Below are 15,829 nucleotides of genomic sequence, written 5' to 3' on the forward strand. Positions count from 1 at the left end.
GAAAGGCGCACATGGACGGCAACCAGCACACCGGCGGTACGTCACCGCTGCTTCAGGTGCGCGACCTGACGGTCGAGTTCCCGGGGCGGGAGGGCGGCGTGCAGGCCGTACGCGGGGTGGGCTTCGACGTCCATCCCGGCGAGTCGCTCGCCATCGTCGGTGAGTCGGGCTCCGGCAAGTCGGTGACGGCCAGGAGCGTGCTGCGGCTCGTACGCGACCCGGGCCGGATCACCTCCGGCTCCATCCGCTACCGGGGCCGTGACGTCCTCGACATGTCCAGAGCCGATCTCACCCGGCTGCGCGGCGGCGAGATCGGCATGATCTTCCAGGACCCCCAATCCTCGCTCAATCCGGTCATGACCATCGGAGCACAGGTCGCGGAGGCCGTACGCGCACACGGCCACGACCGCCGCCGCGCCCGGGCCAAGGCCGCCGAACTGCTGGAGCTCGTCGGAGTGCCCGACCCTGTGCGGCGGCTGTCCGACTATCCGCACCAGTTCTCCGGCGGCATGCGCCAGCGCGTCATGATCGCCATAGCCCTGGCCGGCGACCCCTCGCTCATCATCGCCGACGAGCCCACCACCGCACTGGACGTCACCGTGCAGGCCCAGATCCTGGAGGTGTTCGCGCGGCTGAACAGGGAACTGGGCACCGCCGTCGTCGTCATCACGCACAACCTCGGCCTGGTGGCCCGGCTAAGCGACCGGGTCCTGGTCATGTACGCGGGCCAGGCCGTCGAGGAGGGCCCGGTAGCCGCCTTGCACGACGAGCCGCGGCATCCGTACGCATGGAGCCTGCTCAGGTCGGTGCCCCGACTCACCCACCACTCCGACCGGCTGGCATCCATCCCAGGCCGGCCGCCGGACCTGCGCCGTTCCCTGAGCGGCTGTGCCTTCGCGCCGCGCTGCGCGTTCGCCGAGGACCGCTGCCACGCCACGGCCCCGCCGCTGACGGAGCGTGCCCCCGGCCACCGCGCGGCCTGCTGGGTCACGGACGATGGCCTGCGACTGACCATGGCCGAGCAGCCGGCCGCAGACGCCGAACCCGACATTCCCGCCCAGGCGGAACCCGGCCGGCCCACCCCCGCGCGGTCGTCTCCGGCGCCCGGGCCCGCCGCCGACGTTCTGGTCCTGCGCGACGTGCACAAGAGCTACCGGCTGCGTGGACGTGGGCTCGGGCCGCGCGCCAAAGGGGAGCTCAGGGCGGTACGCGGCGTGAGCCTGCGGCTGCGCGCCGGCGAGGCCCTCGGGCTGGTCGGTGAGTCCGGCTGCGGCAAGTCCACCCTCACGCGGATACTTCTCGGCCTGGAGAAAGCCGACTCCGGCTCCGTGCTGGTCCAAAACCACGATCTGACGGCGACCGGCGGCCGCCGGCTGACGGAGCTGCGCCGGCAGGTCCAGCTCGTCCTCCAGGACCCCTACGCCGCACTCAACCCGCGGCACACCATCGGGCGGCTGGTGGCAGAGCCGCTGCGCATCCACGGCCTGACAGAACCCGGCCAGGCCGGGCGCAGAGTGGCGGAGCTGCTGGAACTCGTCGGACTCGACGCGTCCATGACGGCTCGCATGCCGCGCGACTTCTCCGGCGGCCAGCGCCAGCGCATCGCCCTGGCCAGGGCGCTGGCCGTGGGCCCGTCGGTGCTGGTGCTGGACGAGCCCGTCTCCGCGCTGGACGTCTCCCTACAGGCCCAGATCGTCAACCTGCTGCTCGACCTGAAGGACCGCCTCGGCATCGCGTACCTGCTCGTCGCCCACGACATCGCCGTCGTCCGGCACATGAGCGACCGCATCGCCGTGATGTACCTGGGGCAGATCATGGAAGAGGGACCGGCTGAGGAGGTGTGCGCCCGGCCGCTGCACCCCTACACGGCCGCGCTGTTGTCAGCGGTGCCCGAGCCCGATCCCGCGGTCGAGCGGCGGCGAAGCCACGTGCCACTGCCCGGGGAGGTGCCCAGCCCGCTCTCGCCGCCCTCCGGCTGTCCCTTCCACACGCGATGCGCCCTGCGGGCGGGACGGGACATCTGCCGCGTGGCGCGGCCGGTCGCGCGCGAGATCGCACCGGGCCGCCGGACGGCGTGTCACTTCAGTGAGGAGATGGCGTGAAGATCACCGATGTCCGCGCAGTGCCGGTGCGGGGCGGGCGGCGTACCTATCTGTTCGTGCTGGTGGACACCGACGAAGGCGTGCTCGGCATCGGTGAATCGGGGCTGGCCAGTCGCGGGGAGGCGGTGTGCGGGGCGCTTGACCACCTCAGGCCGCTCCTGATCGGGCAGGACCCGCTGCGCACAGAGCATCTGTGGCAGGTGATGTCGCGTGGTGGCTTCTTTCCCGCCGACCGGGTAGGAGCCTCGGCGATCGCGGCGGTCGACCTCGCGCTGTGGGACATCAAAGGCAAGGCGCTCGGCGTACCCGTGCACGTCCTGCTGGGCGGCCGGGTCCGCGACCGCGTCCCGTGCTACACGCACGTACGACCCGAGAGAGACGGGCCCGCTGAGGTCGCGCGAGCCTGCATGGCGCTGCGGGAGGAGGGGTGGCGGGCGTTGCGGCTGGCACTGCCCGCATCGGGGGAGACGTTCGAGCCGCATTCGGCGGTACGCATGGGCGTCGAGTGTTTCTCGGCGGCCAGGGAGGCGGTGGGTGAGGACGTCGACCTGATCCTCGACGTGCACACCCGTCTCGACCCGCCCGAGGCGGTGCTGCTCTGCCGTGAGCTGGAACCGCTACGCCCGCTGTTCGTCGAGGACCCGCTGCGGTGCGAGAACCTGGGCGCCTACCGCACGCTGCGTGAGCGCACCGCCGTGCCGCTGGCGGCCGGCGAGCAGTTGGCCTCGAAATGGGACTTCCGGCCACTGATCGAGGACGAGCTGATCGACTACGCCAGGATCGACCTGTGCATAGCGGGCGGCCTCACCGAGGCCACGAAGATCGCCGGCTGGTGTGAGACGCACTACCTCCGCGTGGCCGTGCACAACCCCCTCGGCCCGGTGGCCACCGCAGCGGCCGTCCACTTCAACCTGGCGTGCACCGCATTCGGTGTCCAGGAGCAGCCCTACCATCCCGCCGCCCTGCTGCCCGAGGTGTTCCCCATGGCACCGGAGTGGCGGGACGGGAGCCTGCTGCCGCTGGAGAAGCCGGGCCTGGGTCTGGCGATCGACCTCGACGCGCTGGCCGCCGCCCGTACCACTACCTGGAACGAGCCACCGCGCCTGTCCCGAAACGACGGCTCCTTCACGAACTGGTGAGAGGCATGGAACTCCCCGACCTTCTGATCATTTACCGTGGCCTGGACACGGACGACGTCCTCGCCGCCGGCGACACCCTCCACGCCGCCGGCGTGACCGCGTTCGAGACGACCATGGACAGCCCGGATGCCCTCGCCTCGATCGCCGGACTGGCACGCCGCCTCGGCGGCGGCGCGCTGGTCGGGGCGGGCAGTGTTCGCACACCCGACCAGGTCAAGGCGGCAGCGGACGCGGGAGCCTCGTTCCTGCTCTCACCTCACCTGGACCAGGCGGTGATCGCGACGACGAAGGCGGCCGGGCTGATCTCGATACCGGGAGCGTTCACGCCGACCGAGGTCGTCCAGGCGCACGCCGCAGGCGCCGACATCGTCAAGATCTTCCCCATCGCCCCCTTCGGCGCCTCGTACGTCGGCCAGCTTCGCCAGCCGCTGCCCGACATACCGCTGCTGGCCACCGGAGGAGTCACCGCCGAGCTCGGCAGGCAGTGCCTGCTGGCCGGCTGCGCGACGGTCGGGGTCGGGGTCGGGCTGATCGACGCGGACGCCATCAGAGACAAGAACTGGAAGCGGCTGGCGGACAGCGCACGCCGCTACCTGACCGTGCTCCGCGGGGAGACCGAGTAATGCAGGAAGGACCGATCATGCACCAGGACATCCCGGGGGTGCGGCTGAGCGGCCGGCCCCGTGCCGGTGACGGGCCCCGCTTCGAGGTGCTGGAGCCGGCGACCGGCCGGCGGATCCGGCACGTCGCCGCGGGCACCGGCCGCGACGCCGGACACGCCGTGGACCTCGCCGCCGCGGCCCTGGAGGGATGGCGCGCCACTCCGGCCCTGCAGCGGGGCGCGGCGCTGCGCGCGATCGCCGGGCGGCTGCGCACCGCCCATGATCTTGCCGAGACCGTCACTCGCGAGACCGGCAAGTGCCTTCGCGAAGCGCGCGCCGAGCTCGCCCTGGCTGCGGACTACTTCGACTGGTACGCCGACCTCACGCACACCCTCACTGACCAGGTGCTCTCCGTACGCCCCGGCCTGCGGCACCTCGTCCGCTCCGGGCCGGTGGGCGTGGCCGCCGTCCTGACGCCGTGGAACTTCCCCGTCTCCATTCCCGCGCGCAAGATCGCCCCCGCCCTGGCAGCCGGTTGCGCCGTGGTCTTCAAGCCCTCCGAACTGTCCCTGCTGTCCAGCCTCGCCTTCGCCGAGACCTGCGAACCCGAGCTCCCCGACGGGCTGCTGAACACGGTGGCCGGGGACGGGGCCGAGATCACCGGTGCCTGGCTGGACGACCGCCGTGTGCGTCTCCTGCATTTCACCGGCTCCACCACCGTCGGCCGCAAAATCGCGCAGGCCGCCGGGACGGCCCTTACTCCCGTGGTGATGGAACTCGGCGGGCGGGCGCCGTTCATCGTGCTGCCCGACGCCGATCTCGATGAGGCCGCGGACACGCTGATGGTGGCGAAGTTCCGCAACAACGGGGCCTCGTGCATCGCCGCGAACAACGTGTGGGTCCACGAGGACGTACGCGCGGACTTCCTGGATCGCCTCGCCCAACGGATCTCAACGCTGGTTCCCGGTGACCCGCTGGACGAGCGCACGACCCTCGGCCCCGTACGCACTCGCGAGATGGCCGCGCGCCTGGAGAACCTGATCGCCACGCCGGCCTCGGCAGGCGGCAGGGTGTACCGCGGCCCGCGGCCCGAGGCCGGCGGCTGGCACGTCGCACCGACCGTGGTCGTCGACCCGCCCACGGACACGCCCGAATGGCGGGAGGAGGTCTTCGGCCCCGTCGCCCTGGTCCGCTCCTTCACCGACCTGAAGGAGGCGATCGCCGACGCCTCGTCCACCGGACATGGACTGGCCGGGTACGTCTGCACCCGCGACGCCGCCGCCGGCACGGAACTGCTCGCCCGCCTCGATGTGGGCATCGCGGGTGTCAACGTGGCCACCCCCGCCACCCCGGAGATTCCCTTCGGCGGCCGCGGCGACAGCGGTATCGGCTACGAGGGCGGGCTGCCCGGCCTGCTGCCCTTCCTGGCCCATCAGAGCATCGCGGTGCCTGGCCCGTGATCGCCGGCCTGGTGCTCGACGCGCGGGCGACGGTGGCGGAGAGCCCTGTCTGGGACCCGGAACGGCAGCGGCTGTGGTGGGCCGACATCCCGGCCGGTCGGGTGCACCTCTTCTCTCCTGCGACCGGTGAGGACATGAGCTTCGAGGCGGGCGAGGCGGTCGGTGCCGTGGCCGTCCGCCGCGACGGTGGCCTGCTGCTGGCCACGGCTACCGGGATCATCGGCTGCGCCGCCGACGGCTCAGCGCGCACGGTCCTGCACGAGGTGGACACCGATCCGCCCGGCGGGCGATTCAACGATGGCAAGGCCGACCCCTGGGGACGCTTCTGGGCCGGAACCCTACTTACGGGTATCCGGGGCGCGGGCGCGCTCTATCGCCTCGACCCCGACGGCACGCTCCATACCATGCTGACCGGTGTCTCCGTCTCCAACGGCCTCGGCTGGAGCCCTGACGGGCGCACCTTCTACTACGCGGACTCCCCCACGGGCGGCGTGGACGCCTTCGACCACGATCCGGAGACCGGGGCCCTCACCAACCGGCGCCGCCTGATCGACATCGATCGCGGCCGCCCGGACGGGCTGACCACCGACGCCGAGGGATGCCTGTGGGTGGCATTGTGGGAAGGCGGGGCCGTCCAGCGATTCACACCGGAAGGCCGGCTCGTCAAGACCATCGAAATCCCGGCACGCAAGGTGACCAGCTGCTCCTTCGGCGGTCTCGATCTCGACACGCTCTACGTGACCACCGCCCGCGTGGGCCTGTCCGAAACGGAACTGCGGGAGCAGCCGCACGCCGGAGGGATCTTCGCGATAGCGGCTGGAACCCGAGGGCAACCCTCCGGAGGGTACGTCTAAGAGCTGTTTCTTATCTGCTGACTCATGATGTTGCCACGATCGGCGCATCGGGGGCTCTTCGAACTTGATCGGGGTTTGAGGTCTCGCCGGGCGCAGAGGGCTTGAGAAAGCTCGTGGCTCTCGGTGATCCTTCTTGTTGTGGAGGCAAGAAGATCACACAGAGAAGCCCAGACATCTGGCGTCTTCGGCAACTACAGTGCGTTCTCGTATGGCTGCAATGCGTACGATGCGTGGTGGTGGTCTACCTTGACGGCGTTATCGGTGACTCGTGTCGAGCGGGCCGGGTGCGCCGTCGGGCAGCACGACGAACATCAGACGTGCCGGGTGCTCGACGATGCGGGTGATGTGGCCTCCCTTGATGTCCGCGGCGAAGGCGACGTCTCCAGGCCCGAGCCGCCGGGTTTCCCCAGTGGTGTCCTCGGCCTCGATGCTCCCGCGGAGCACGACAACGAATTGGCGGGCCGGCGCCGGGTGCGCGGGGATGGTGATGTCGGCGAGAAGGTCGATGAACTGTATCGACGCCACCTCGGATGGGGTCGTGGACAACATGGGGGCCACGCCGGGTCCCAGGTCGGTTTCTTGTTGTTCGAGCGCGACGGTGGTCAGCCTGCTGCCACCGTCGCCGTCGTTCACGACCGCGGGAATCTGCAAGGTCATTTCTTGTTCTCCTGTTCTGTCGCGGCGTCACGGTGTGCTTGCGCAGGGCTCTCCAGAGTGGCGAGCGCCGACCGGGCGAATCGCATGGTCCCGTCTTCCAAGCGGCCGTGGCGCATCAGCAGGGCGTCTCGCAGGTAGTTCTGATGCAGCCGCCATGGTGCCGACGCCCCCTGTTGGGGAAACGCCTCGATACTGCGCATGACATATCCGGACTTGAGGTCGATGAGCGGGTCGGCCGACGGCGCGGGTCCGGTCGGCACGCAGAACCGGTAGCCCCGTCGTTCCATGTGATTGATCAGCCGGCAGACATAAGCGGAAACCAGGTCCGCCTTCAGCGTCCAGGACGCGTTCGTGTAGCCGATGGTGAACGCGAAGTTCGGCACACCGGAGAGCATCATGCCCTTGTAGGCCGTCGTCCTTCCGATCGCGATAGTGGCGCCGTCGACGCTCAATGCCATCCCGCCGACGGCCATCAGATTCAGACCGGTGGCGGTGACGATGACGTCGGCCGCCAGTTCCCTTCCGGACGCGAGCCGGATCCCGTCCTCGGTGAACGTGTCGATCCCATCGGTCACGATCGATGCTCTTCCGTCGCGTAAGGCATGGAACAGATCAGCGTCCGGCACGATGCACGGCCGCTGGTCCCAGGGGTCGTAGCGCGGCTTGAAATGGACGTCGACGTCGTGGTCCAGCGGTAATCGACGGTGCACGCCGTTGCGCAGGAAGCGTTTCACCCATGCCGGCCGGCGCCGGCTCAACTGGTAGAACAGCAGGCCCAGCAAGATGTTCTTCCACCGTAGGACCGGATAGGCAATTCTCGCAGGCAGCACGTCAGCGACGGGGTCGGTGGACGGCAGTGACAGGACATAGCTCGGTGAGCGCTGCACCATCGTGACGTGCTCGGCCGCCTGCGCCATCGCCGGCACGAGCGTCATCGCCGTAGCGCCGCTGCCGATGACCACGACGCGCTTGCCGACGTAGTCGAGATCCCGCGGCCAGTGCTGGGGATGCACGATGGGGCCCCTGAAGCGGCCGGCGCCCGGGAACTCGGGGGTGAAGCCCTGGTCGTAGCGGTAGTAGCCGGTGTTGACGACAAGGAAACCGCAGGTGAGCTGCATGGTCTCGCCGGTGTCGAGGCGCTTTGCCCGAACGGTCCAGCGTGCATCGGCCGTGGACCATTCCGCATTGATGACGCGGTGGTGGAACCGGATCCGGTCGGCGACGCCATGCTCTCTCGCGGTGCGCCGCACGTACTCGCGGATCGACCTGCCGTCGGCGATCGACCTGGCCTCTGGCCAGGGGTTGAACCGGTAGCCCAGGGTGAACATATCGGAGTCGGAGCGGACACCGGGGTAACGGAACAGGTCCCACGTGCCGCCGATCGCTCCGCGGGCTTCCAGGACGGCGTGCGTCTTGCCCGCGCATTTCCGGCGCAGATGACAGGCAGCGCCAATACCGGACAGACCCGCCCCCACGATCAGGATGTCGAGGTGTTCGAGCGTCATGGCTGTCCCTTCGTCCTCCAGCCGCCATGGCCCAGGTGCAGCCTCGACTATATCGACATCATGTCGACACAATCAACGGTATGTTGAGTAAGTCGACACTGCGTTGATCCCGTGCGACCGGCCCTATAGGCTGAATTGCATGACCCACGACGGCACTGCGACACCACGTTCGAGCCGTGGCCGTCGTGCTTCCCGGCCCACAGGCGACGATCGGGAGCTGGACATCCTCGCCACCGCGGCGAAGCTGCTCCAGGAGCGGGCGCTGAGCGAAATCTCGATCGACGACCTGGCGCGCGGCGCTGGGATCTCGCGCCCCACCTTCTACTTCTATTTCCGATCCAAGGACGCGGTGCTGCTCACTCTGCTCGACCGTGTGACCGAAGAGATCAGCGAGGCCGTGACAGGAGAGTTCGACCGGCTCCGCGAAGACCCGGTGCGCTACTGGCGTGAATGCCTCGTCGCCACCCACACGACCTACGGCGCGCACCGCTCGGTGCTGGCCGCCGCCGTCGAGGCCGGGCGCACCAGCGCGGAGGTCCGTCGCTGGCGGTCCGACATGAAGGAGATATGGATCACCAGGACCACGTTGGCCATTGAGGCCGAGCGTGCCCGCGGCACCGCGCCGCCCGGACCGCGAGCCCGCGATCTCGCCATCGCGCTGAACGCCATGAACGACTCGGTGTTCTATGCGACCTTGACCGGCGACGAGCCCGCGGTGCCGGCATCCGACGCCGTGGAGACACTGCTCCACATCTGGCTCACCACCATCTACCAGACCGCGCGCCCCACCTCGACTGCCTGATCCGAAAATTCACACCTTCGCTGGGCAGGCGGCAGCGAACCCTGACCGATGATCAGAGTCAGGAATCCACGAGGCGTTGTGAGCCAGGCCGCGTCGGGCTCGATCAGGACGGTCTTGCCGTTGCGGATGACGATCTTCTGCCGGTGAGGCTTGCAGTTGGCTGGCCAGGCTGCGGGCACGGCGGTCCTTATTGATGCGGCTGTCGTGGTAGTCGGCTCCCACGTCGTGGAAGCGGGCCTGAGGGCCGGACAGCAGGTGGTAGATGATGGTGAGCAGCGAGTTCCCGGCGGCGACGAGGATTTTGGACTTGCCGCGGCGGCGGGTGATGCGCCGATAGCGTTCCCCCAAGAACCCCTCGGTCTTGCTGACAGAGAGACGATCCGGCCCAGCGTGCCAGCCAGCCAGCGGCTTTCAACGCCGTCGCGATGCTCCACGAGCAGATCGCTGGCAAGCCCGGTGGACGCGGGCCGCGCATCACGGTGGATTTCGAGCTGAACGTGCGCGAGCCGAGTCAGTGAGGCTGGACCTCGAAGAGAGCCCGACGTGTCTGATCACCACGGGTCAGCCCGGAGCGCTGCGTGCTCACGTCCAGCCGTTCATGTGCCGACCGGGCGCGCGTCCCGGCGTATCCCGTCACGTGTCGAGCAGGTCCGCGTCGTCCGGGTTCAGGGCGGCGCCCAGTTCGAACTCGGCTGCGAAGCCCGCTTCTCCGAGTGCCGCGCGTAGCGCGGCGGCGATCCGGTCCACGTCACCGCGTTCGGCAGCGGGCAGCGGCGCGTCCACCGAGGCGCGGGCCGCGGAGGCCACACCGAGCAGGCGGGTGGCCCGCAGGGGGTGACCGGCGAGTGCCCACGCCCCGGCGAGCCCCTCAAAGGCCAGGGCGATCGCCCTCGGATCGCCGGTGTCCCGGGCCGCGGCCAGCCCTTCCCGATGCAGCTCCAGTGCCGTCTTCGCCTCCCCGCGCAGCTCCGCCACGATGTAACTTTCAGTGGTAAATGGCCGAGGATTTCGGCGCTATTTGGCCGGGAGCAGACGTCAGCCGCACATGCCAACCAGTCGGAGACTTTATCGGCTGAGATTGCGGCATTAGCGGATCGGGGTCTTTGTTATTGAGCGCGGACCAGGGCGAGCATGTCCTCCACTGAGCCGGCCGGGTCGCTGATCGGAAACTGCACCGCGCGGATGATCGCGTTGGGGTCGGCCAGCAAGGTAAGGCGCTTGAAGCGGTCGATGCCGGCCGCCCGGAAGGTCGGCAGCAGCAGCCCGGCCGCGAGCTTGCAGCTGGTCGTTGAGGGGGCGAGCGATGCGTCCGCGTGGGGGTTGCTCTGACATGGGAAGCGGCCATGTCAGCCTGCCGCCGGCCCGGTGAACCGGGCTTCCAGCTCGGCGATCATCTGGGCCGGCAGGCTGGTGTTCTTGCGCCTACCGGCCTGCGGACCGACCGTGTCGAGGCCGGCGACCTTCGTGATGCACTCGTCGGCGGCCTGGGCCATCGTCTCGAACTCCTTGCGCTTGATCGACTGGGGGTTGGCCGCCTCGAAGGTGGTGGCGCGGTGCATGTCCTTGACCGAGGTCATCGCCGCTCGCGCGGCGGACGAAGCGTCGCGGGCGCCGAACTTGTCGCCGTGTCCCGAGCGCATGTAGCGGGTGGTCCAGACCCGGCGCCGGCCGGGGTCGCGCCTGGCTGGGTCAGTCGAGGGCTGGAATCTGTCCAGACGGTCGCCCCGGTCGGCCGTGATCTCGCGGACGACTCGAACGACCCGCCGCAGCGGGTGGCCGTCAGGGATCTGAACGCCGGCGGCGATGTCGGCGTAGCTGACCTCGCGTCCATGGTTGCTCGTCGAACTCTTCCCCGCGCACACCCGCGTCAGCGGCGCCTCCGTCGGCTTCAACCTCGCCCCGGCCGCCATCGGCGGTCCCGGCCCGCTCGTCGCCGCGGCGCTGGTCACCGCCACCGGCATCGCCGTCGGCCCGGCCTACTACATGGTCGCGATCACCCTCATCGGCTCGGTCGCCCTCCTGCACTGGCTAGCGGAAACCGTGGGAGTCGACCTTACCGAGGCCATGACACGCTGACGATCAAGCGCTCTTCGCCGATTGTGCACCGGCATGCGGCAGTGGCACGACGGCTTCTGGAGGAGGCCCGGCTTCACGCGAGGAGCCGGGCCGGGTCCGGTACGGCACGACTCAGCGCAGTGCGTCGACCGGTTCCATGCGGGCCGCGCGCAGCGCCGGATACAGGCCCGCCAGGAGCCCCACCAGCGCACCCGCCACGGGCTCGGCCAGCGCCCAGCCGGCTACCACGATCCGGGCGCGCTGGATCTAGTCACCGGGAGCGTGCCGGGCACCGGCCAACCGGCGCATAGTGCGTTCTTCGCTCTCATCGCACGGAGCCCGCGCGAACAGTAGCTTTCGCATGGCGGAACCCTCCTGTCATGAGGATCCGGCTGCTCAAGGCTCCTGGCCAGAGGAGCAATCCCACACCCTTTGAGGAACGCAGCACTAATCTGCTGTCCCGCGCCCGAACTCCTCCTCGAACGTCTTCTCGCCCAGGGCGGTCAGTACGGTAGCTTTCGAGCGCGGCCACCTCGTCGGCGGGCGCCGTGGTGTCCGTAACGAGGGTGTGCAGGAGCGCGGTGGGGCCGACGTAGGCGTAGGCGGTGCGGCCGAACTTGCTGCTGTCCGTGGCGACGATGATGCGGCGACTGGAGGCGATGCCCGTCTTCTTCACCGCCGCGTCGTCGAGGTCGTAGGCGGTCAGCCCCTCTGCTGCGCTCAGGCCGCAGCAGCCGATGACCGCGGTGTCGAAGCGCAGCGCCGCCAGGGAGCCGGCGACGCCGAGATCCAGCTGCTCATGTCGAGCTATCTGCTGACCACCGGCGTGCTGTTCGTCACCTGCGCGCGGATCGGTGACGTCATTGGATACCGGCGCGCGTTCCTGATCGGTCTCGCCTGGTTCACCGGGGCCTGACTGCTGTGCGGGCTGGCCCTCGACCCGACCATGCTGGTGCTCGCCCGCATCGCTCAAGCGGTAGGGGCCGCGATGCTGATGCCGCAGGTGTTCTCACTCATCCACCGCCACTGGGAAGGTGCCGAGCGCCGCACGGCAATCGGTGTCTACAGCATGGTCCTCGCCTTGGGAGTCGTACTCGGCCAACTGATCGGAGGGCTGGTCGCCGGCGTCGACTTGTTCGGTCTCTCCTGGCGGCCGGTCTTCTTGATCAACGTCCCGATCGGTGTGATCGTGCTTTCGATCGCTTCGCGCGTTCTGCTGAGCTCACGTACCGACGAGTACGCTCGCCTCGATCTCGCCGGCGTAGCGCTGTTGACCGCGGCCATGACCGCGCTCACCCTCCCGCTCATATTCGGCCAAGACCACGGCTGGCCGGCCTGGGCATGGATCGTGCTCGCGTGCGGTGCCGTGCTGTCGGGCGTCTTCGTCCGGTACGAATCCACGGCACGGCACCCGGTGTTCGACCTCTCAGCGCTGAAGCGGAAGGGGGTGAAGCCGGGGTTGGCCGCATGCTGCATCGTCATGGGTTGCTACACCGTATTCGTGCTCACACTGACCCTGCATCTGCAGTCCGAGCTCGGCTACACCCCGCTCCAGGCGGGGCTCGCGTTCGTCCCGTACGCTCTCGGTTTCGGTGCGCTCAGCCTGAGTTGGAACCACTGCCCACAACGGCTGCGGCGTGCCATGCCGATCGTGGGCCCACTGGTCTTCGTGGCAGGGGTGACCCTGGTCGTGCTCCTCATCCGGGACCACGGGCACCCGTGGGCTTTCCTCCCGTTGCTGCTGTTCGCCGGGGCCGGGCACGCCGCCGCGTACAGTCCGCTGATCGCACAGGTCACCTCGTTGGTGGAACCCCGGTTCGCCTCGGCGATCTCGGCCATGAACTCCACCGGCCCCGTGCTCGCCGAGGTGATCGGGGTCGCGGGCCTCGGCAGCGTCTACTTCGCGGCATCCTCCTCCGCTGACGGTCTGCTCCTGGTCGTCGCAGCGGTCGCGGCACTCCTGGTCATTGCGACGACGTGCGCGGCTCTGGCGACCCTGGACCGCGCAGGCAGTGCGGACACCAGTAGGTGATCCGGTCCTGGGGGGCCGCGATGTGGGAGAGATCGACCCGCCGCCACCCGCAAAGCCGCGGATGCCTTGACCCCGCTCATCTTCGACGAGCCGCCGCCCAGGGGTCACGGCCGGCATCGTCAGCCGCGAGCGACAGCATGGGAGGCGGCTTCGAGTTGCCGATCTTTGCTCGCCTTCAGTGCCTGGAATTCCTTGGCGTGGGCGCGGATGGCGGCGTGCTGGACGCGGTTTTCAGCGGCCGCCCAGGTGGACACGAGGGCAGTTTCGGTCTTGCATCGAACGTCGGCCTTCGCGGCGTGGATTTCCCGTGGTGAGGGCCGCTGTGTCGCCCACCGCTCGTCACTGATCGCGGTGAGCGGGTCAGTGTAGCGGAATCCCGCGGTTGCCATGCACGTGCTCCAAGCGCGGAAGGCATGAACGACGTCCGCTTCGCGCTGGGAAGTGTCGAAGGTCTTGAAGATGAGCCTGTTGAACAGGCCGGCATCGACCTTGGGAGCGCCCCGCGCCAGGCGGTCACCAGCCTTCTCCAGGCACCTGTCGGCGGCACGCAGGTCTTCGGAGGACAGGCTTTGCCTCCGGACGGCGCGTTTCGCCTTGCGGTCGGCCAGGGTGCGTCCGTCGGGGGGCATGTGATAGCCGAAGCGCTCGGCGTCCAGCGGCTCGATGATGCCGTAACGGCGTCGATGGGGCGGTGAGATGTCGGCCTCGGCGGTGCGCGGCAACAGCTCCCAGGCCCGCCCGCGTTGGCGCATGCAGTCCCGGACGAGGAGCTCCTCGGCGGATTCCAAGGTCATGATCTCGGCCGGCGAGAGGTCGTACGTGTCGAAGGGCAAGACGATGCGTCGCCCCGCGGCGCCCGGGTCGAGGGCGATCTTCTCAAGGGATCGCGGGTTCGCCGCCGAGCATCCCGCGGTCGCGGCGACGACGACCGGCAGAAGGAACCATACCCGAACGGACATCCCTGGGCTCCTGTGATCGCGGGGCGACGCACCGACGGCACATCGCCCGGTACGCGTTACGAGTAGATCGACGACGTCTTGTTGTCGAACCCGTTGTTCGTCAGGTCCTTGTCTTCGCTGCGTTGGCGAGCTTGGTAGCCGTCTGGGCCGACGCAGTTGCGCTTGTTATAGAACCAGACCCGGTCATTGGAAAGGTTGGCCATTGAGCTGGCCTTGTTATTCATGTTGGCGGCGACGTTTTCGCAGTTGCCTTCAGTTATGGTTTGCCAGCTTAGACCGCGGAAGTTGTCGTGCTCGAACAGGCAGAAATTGTATCCACAGGGGGCTGCCTGCGCGGCCTGGCCGAAGCCGACGACGCTGATAGCGCTCAGCGTCAGTGCGCTGATGGTCAGGGCAATCGTGCGTTTCACCGGTTTCCCTTCTTTGCCCTGGGAGGATTTCCAGGGGTTTTACGATTATTTCCGCTTTGCGGGTGGGCGGGGCGGTATCTGACCCGGGCGGAGATCGAACGGCAGGACACCGGCACCTTATGGCGCCCTTTACTGTGAGTTCGCGTTCTCCACCTACTGGGCTTCAACCTGCTGCCGCGGCGGTAGAACCTCGGCTCCGCGGACACGCGGCAGCCGCCACCGCCCTACCGCTGGATCAGCTCATCAGGTCTCCATACCGGGTCGCGTCGCATCGGCCGCACTACCTCCCTTCGGCTTCGAGACGGGATGCCGCTCGTCGGTTATGAAGACGGTCAGCGTTCGCGCCATGACATTAGGGCACCCGACCCGTCAGCGAATCAGTCAACTGACTGGTTTCGCCGACCTCCTGCATGTCAACGCCGGCTGAAAGGGTGGCTCGGGCGCACCCCGTGAGCAGTCGGTCGGATGGCTCACGCCAATGGCCACCCCGGCGACGCGCGGCTGGTGACTACGCCCGCCTGGCCAGCGGCGACACGCACCTGGCCATTGACACGGCGGGCGGCGAGCAGGAGAGCGCGGCTCATTCTGATGGCCGCGGGCGGCTGGTCCATTTCCTGCTCATCGTCATCGCTCGGACGTGGACTGGGCTCATTACCCGGCGAGCCGGGCCGCCAGATCGTGTAGGTCGGCGGCCGACATTCCTGTGTGATGGGGGCCCAGCCTCACGGTTTTGACCTTGTCGTTGGCGGCAGGGTTCGACGATTGCCCGTATGGACAGCTCATTGCGTGACAAAGTGGTCGTTGTTGCCGGAGCGGGCACCGGCATCGGGCGTGCGACGGCCCGCTTGTTCACCCGGCAGGGTGCGCAGGTGGTTGCCGTGGGCCGCAGAGCGGAGCCGCTGGCGGAAGCGGCTGCCGGTAATGACGGGATCCATCCGCTGACCGCCGACATCGCCGCCGAAGGTGCCGCGGAGGAGATCGTGTGTGCCGTCATGGAGTCGCACGGTCGGCTGGACGTGCTGGTCAACAACGCGGGGATCGTCGGTGGCGGGACGCTCGGGACGTTCACCAGGGATCTGGTCGAACCACCGCTGGCGACAAATCTGGTCGCGCCGGTCATGCTGGCGCAGGCCGCGTTGCCCGCGTTGGAGGTCGGTGGCGGAGTGATCGTGAACGTCACGACGTCGGTCGGGCAACGCGGTCACCCGGGTTCGACATAATTCGGAGCTTCTAGAGGGGACTGTGGCCTGAA

The 15,829-nt window shown here is 68.7% G+C and carries 18 protein-coding genes; 9 read left to right on the plus strand and 9 right to left on the minus strand.

The features are described 5' to 3' along the window. Positions 1-11: 11 nt before the first annotated feature. From ABGB14_RS35700 to ABGB14_RS35720, 5 genes are read left to right on the plus strand one after another with little or no spacing between them, the layout of a single operon-like run. Positions 12-2,102 (plus strand): ABC transporter ATP-binding protein, encoded by a 2,091-nt coding sequence (locus ABGB14_RS35700; RefSeq protein ID WP_347648261.1) that lies wholly within the window; start codon positions 12-14, stop codon positions 2,100-2,102. Beyond that, complete coding sequence (locus tag ABGB14_RS35705; RefSeq protein WP_347648262.1) at positions 2,099-3,241, plus strand: mandelate racemase/muconate lactonizing enzyme family protein; 1,143 nt, start codon at positions 2,099-2,101, stop codon at positions 3,239-3,241. Before ABGB14_RS35700 ends, ABGB14_RS35705 begins: the two co-directional genes overlap by 4 nt. A 5-nt stretch (positions 3,242-3,246) precedes the next feature. Then, positions 3,247-3,864 (plus strand): bifunctional 4-hydroxy-2-oxoglutarate aldolase/2-dehydro-3-deoxy-phosphogluconate aldolase, encoded by a 618-nt coding sequence (locus tag ABGB14_RS35710; protein WP_347648263.1) that lies wholly within the window; start codon positions 3,247-3,249, stop codon positions 3,862-3,864. A 17-nt stretch (positions 3,865-3,881) separates the two neighbouring features. After that, a complete protein-coding gene (locus tag ABGB14_RS35715) occupies positions 3,882-5,303 on the plus strand; it encodes an aldehyde dehydrogenase family protein (protein WP_347648265.1) in 1,422 nt (473 codons plus the stop codon). Then, the gene (locus ABGB14_RS35720; protein ID WP_347648266.1) at positions 5,300-6,157 is read left to right on the plus strand and encodes an SMP-30/gluconolactonase/LRE family protein; all 858 of its coding nucleotides are present in this window, start codon (positions 5,300-5,302) and stop codon (positions 6,155-6,157) included. The genes ABGB14_RS35715 and ABGB14_RS35720 overlap by 4 nt, the downstream gene beginning before the upstream one ends. A gap of 255 nt (positions 6,158-6,412) precedes the next feature. Here the strand turns inward: ABGB14_RS35720 and ABGB14_RS35725 are convergent, their stop codons facing one another. Together ABGB14_RS35725 and ABGB14_RS35730 are read right to left on the minus strand one after the other, a co-directional pair. Beyond that, a complete protein-coding gene (locus ABGB14_RS35725) occupies positions 6,413-6,814 on the minus strand; it encodes a hypothetical protein (RefSeq protein ID WP_347648267.1) in 402 nt (133 codons plus the stop codon). Continuing rightward, the gene (locus tag ABGB14_RS35730) at positions 6,811-8,319 is read right to left on the minus strand and encodes an NAD(P)/FAD-dependent oxidoreductase (RefSeq protein WP_347648268.1); all 1,509 of its coding nucleotides are present in this window, start codon (positions 8,317-8,319) and stop codon (positions 6,811-6,813) included. The genes ABGB14_RS35725 and ABGB14_RS35730 overlap by 4 nt, the downstream gene beginning before the upstream one ends. 139 nt (positions 8,320-8,458) lie before the next feature. Between ABGB14_RS35730 and ABGB14_RS35735 the strand changes: the two genes are divergently transcribed. Next, on the plus strand, positions 8,459-9,121 hold the full coding sequence (locus tag ABGB14_RS35735) for a TetR/AcrR family transcriptional regulator (protein WP_347648269.1): 663 nt from the start codon (positions 8,459-8,461) through the stop codon (positions 9,119-9,121). A gap of 9 nt (positions 9,122-9,130) precedes the next feature. Here ABGB14_RS35735 and ABGB14_RS35740 read toward each other — a convergent pair whose 3' ends face one another. The 3 genes from ABGB14_RS35740 to ABGB14_RS35750 form a co-directional block, all read right to left on the minus strand. After that, a complete protein-coding gene (locus ABGB14_RS35740) occupies positions 9,131-9,469 on the minus strand; it encodes a hypothetical protein (RefSeq protein ID WP_347648270.1) in 339 nt (112 codons plus the stop codon). Positions 9,470-9,754: 285 nt separating this feature from the next. Beyond that, the gene (locus tag ABGB14_RS35745; RefSeq protein ID WP_347648271.1) at positions 9,755-10,096 is read right to left on the minus strand and encodes a hypothetical protein; all 342 of its coding nucleotides are present in this window, start codon (positions 10,094-10,096) and stop codon (positions 9,755-9,757) included. A gap of 371 nt (positions 10,097-10,467) precedes the next feature. Next, positions 10,468-10,983: a hypothetical protein gene (locus ABGB14_RS35750; protein WP_347648272.1), complete on the minus strand. Its 516-nt coding sequence runs from the start codon at positions 10,981-10,983 to the stop codon at positions 10,468-10,470. Between ABGB14_RS35750 and ABGB14_RS35755 the strand changes: the two genes are divergently transcribed. Next, positions 10,955-11,197, plus strand: coding sequence for a hypothetical protein (locus ABGB14_RS35755; protein WP_347648273.1), 243 nt, complete (start codon positions 10,955-10,957; stop codon positions 11,195-11,197). The genes ABGB14_RS35750 and ABGB14_RS35755 overlap by 29 nt on opposite strands. A 111-nt stretch (positions 11,198-11,308) precedes the next feature. Here the strand turns inward: ABGB14_RS35755 and ABGB14_RS35760 are convergent, their stop codons facing one another. Then, on the minus strand, positions 11,309-11,425 hold the full coding sequence (locus ABGB14_RS35760) for an ABC transporter permease (protein WP_347648274.1): 117 nt from the start codon (positions 11,423-11,425) through the stop codon (positions 11,309-11,311). A 76-nt stretch (positions 11,426-11,501) separates the two neighbouring features. Further along, complete coding sequence (locus tag ABGB14_RS35765) at positions 11,502-12,149, minus strand: hypothetical protein (RefSeq protein WP_347648275.1); 648 nt, start codon at positions 12,147-12,149, stop codon at positions 11,502-11,504. On the opposite strand from ABGB14_RS35765, the gene ABGB14_RS35770 reads away from it, so the two are divergent. Next, entirely contained in the window at positions 12,123-13,208 is a 1,086-nt protein-coding gene (locus ABGB14_RS35770; RefSeq protein WP_347648276.1) for an MFS transporter, read from the plus strand. The genes ABGB14_RS35765 and ABGB14_RS35770 overlap by 27 nt on opposite strands. Positions 13,209-13,327: 119 nt before the next feature. Here the strand turns inward: ABGB14_RS35770 and ABGB14_RS35775 are convergent, their stop codons facing one another. Both ABGB14_RS35775 and ABGB14_RS35780 read right to left on the minus strand, forming a co-directional pair. Continuing rightward, a complete protein-coding gene (locus ABGB14_RS35775) occupies positions 13,328-14,167 on the minus strand; it encodes a hypothetical protein (protein WP_347648277.1) in 840 nt (279 codons plus the stop codon). Between the two features lie 56 nt (positions 14,168-14,223). After that, positions 14,224-14,577 carry a peptidase inhibitor family I36 protein gene (locus ABGB14_RS35780; protein WP_347648278.1) on the minus strand — a complete coding sequence of 118 codons (354 nt, stop codon included), beginning with the start codon at positions 14,575-14,577 and terminating at the stop codon, positions 14,224-14,226. 770 nt (positions 14,578-15,347) lie between these two features. Here ABGB14_RS35780 and ABGB14_RS35785 point away from each other — a divergent pair. Next, a complete protein-coding gene (locus ABGB14_RS35785; RefSeq protein WP_347648279.1) occupies positions 15,348-15,797 on the plus strand; it encodes an SDR family NAD(P)-dependent oxidoreductase in 450 nt (149 codons plus the stop codon). The last annotated feature ends 32 nt before the right edge of the window (positions 15,798-15,829 follow it).

It is taken from the genome of Nonomuraea sp. B10E15, assembly GCF_039871615.1.
Taxonomy (GTDB): Bacteria; Actinomycetota; Actinomycetes; order Streptosporangiales; family Streptosporangiaceae; genus Nonomuraea.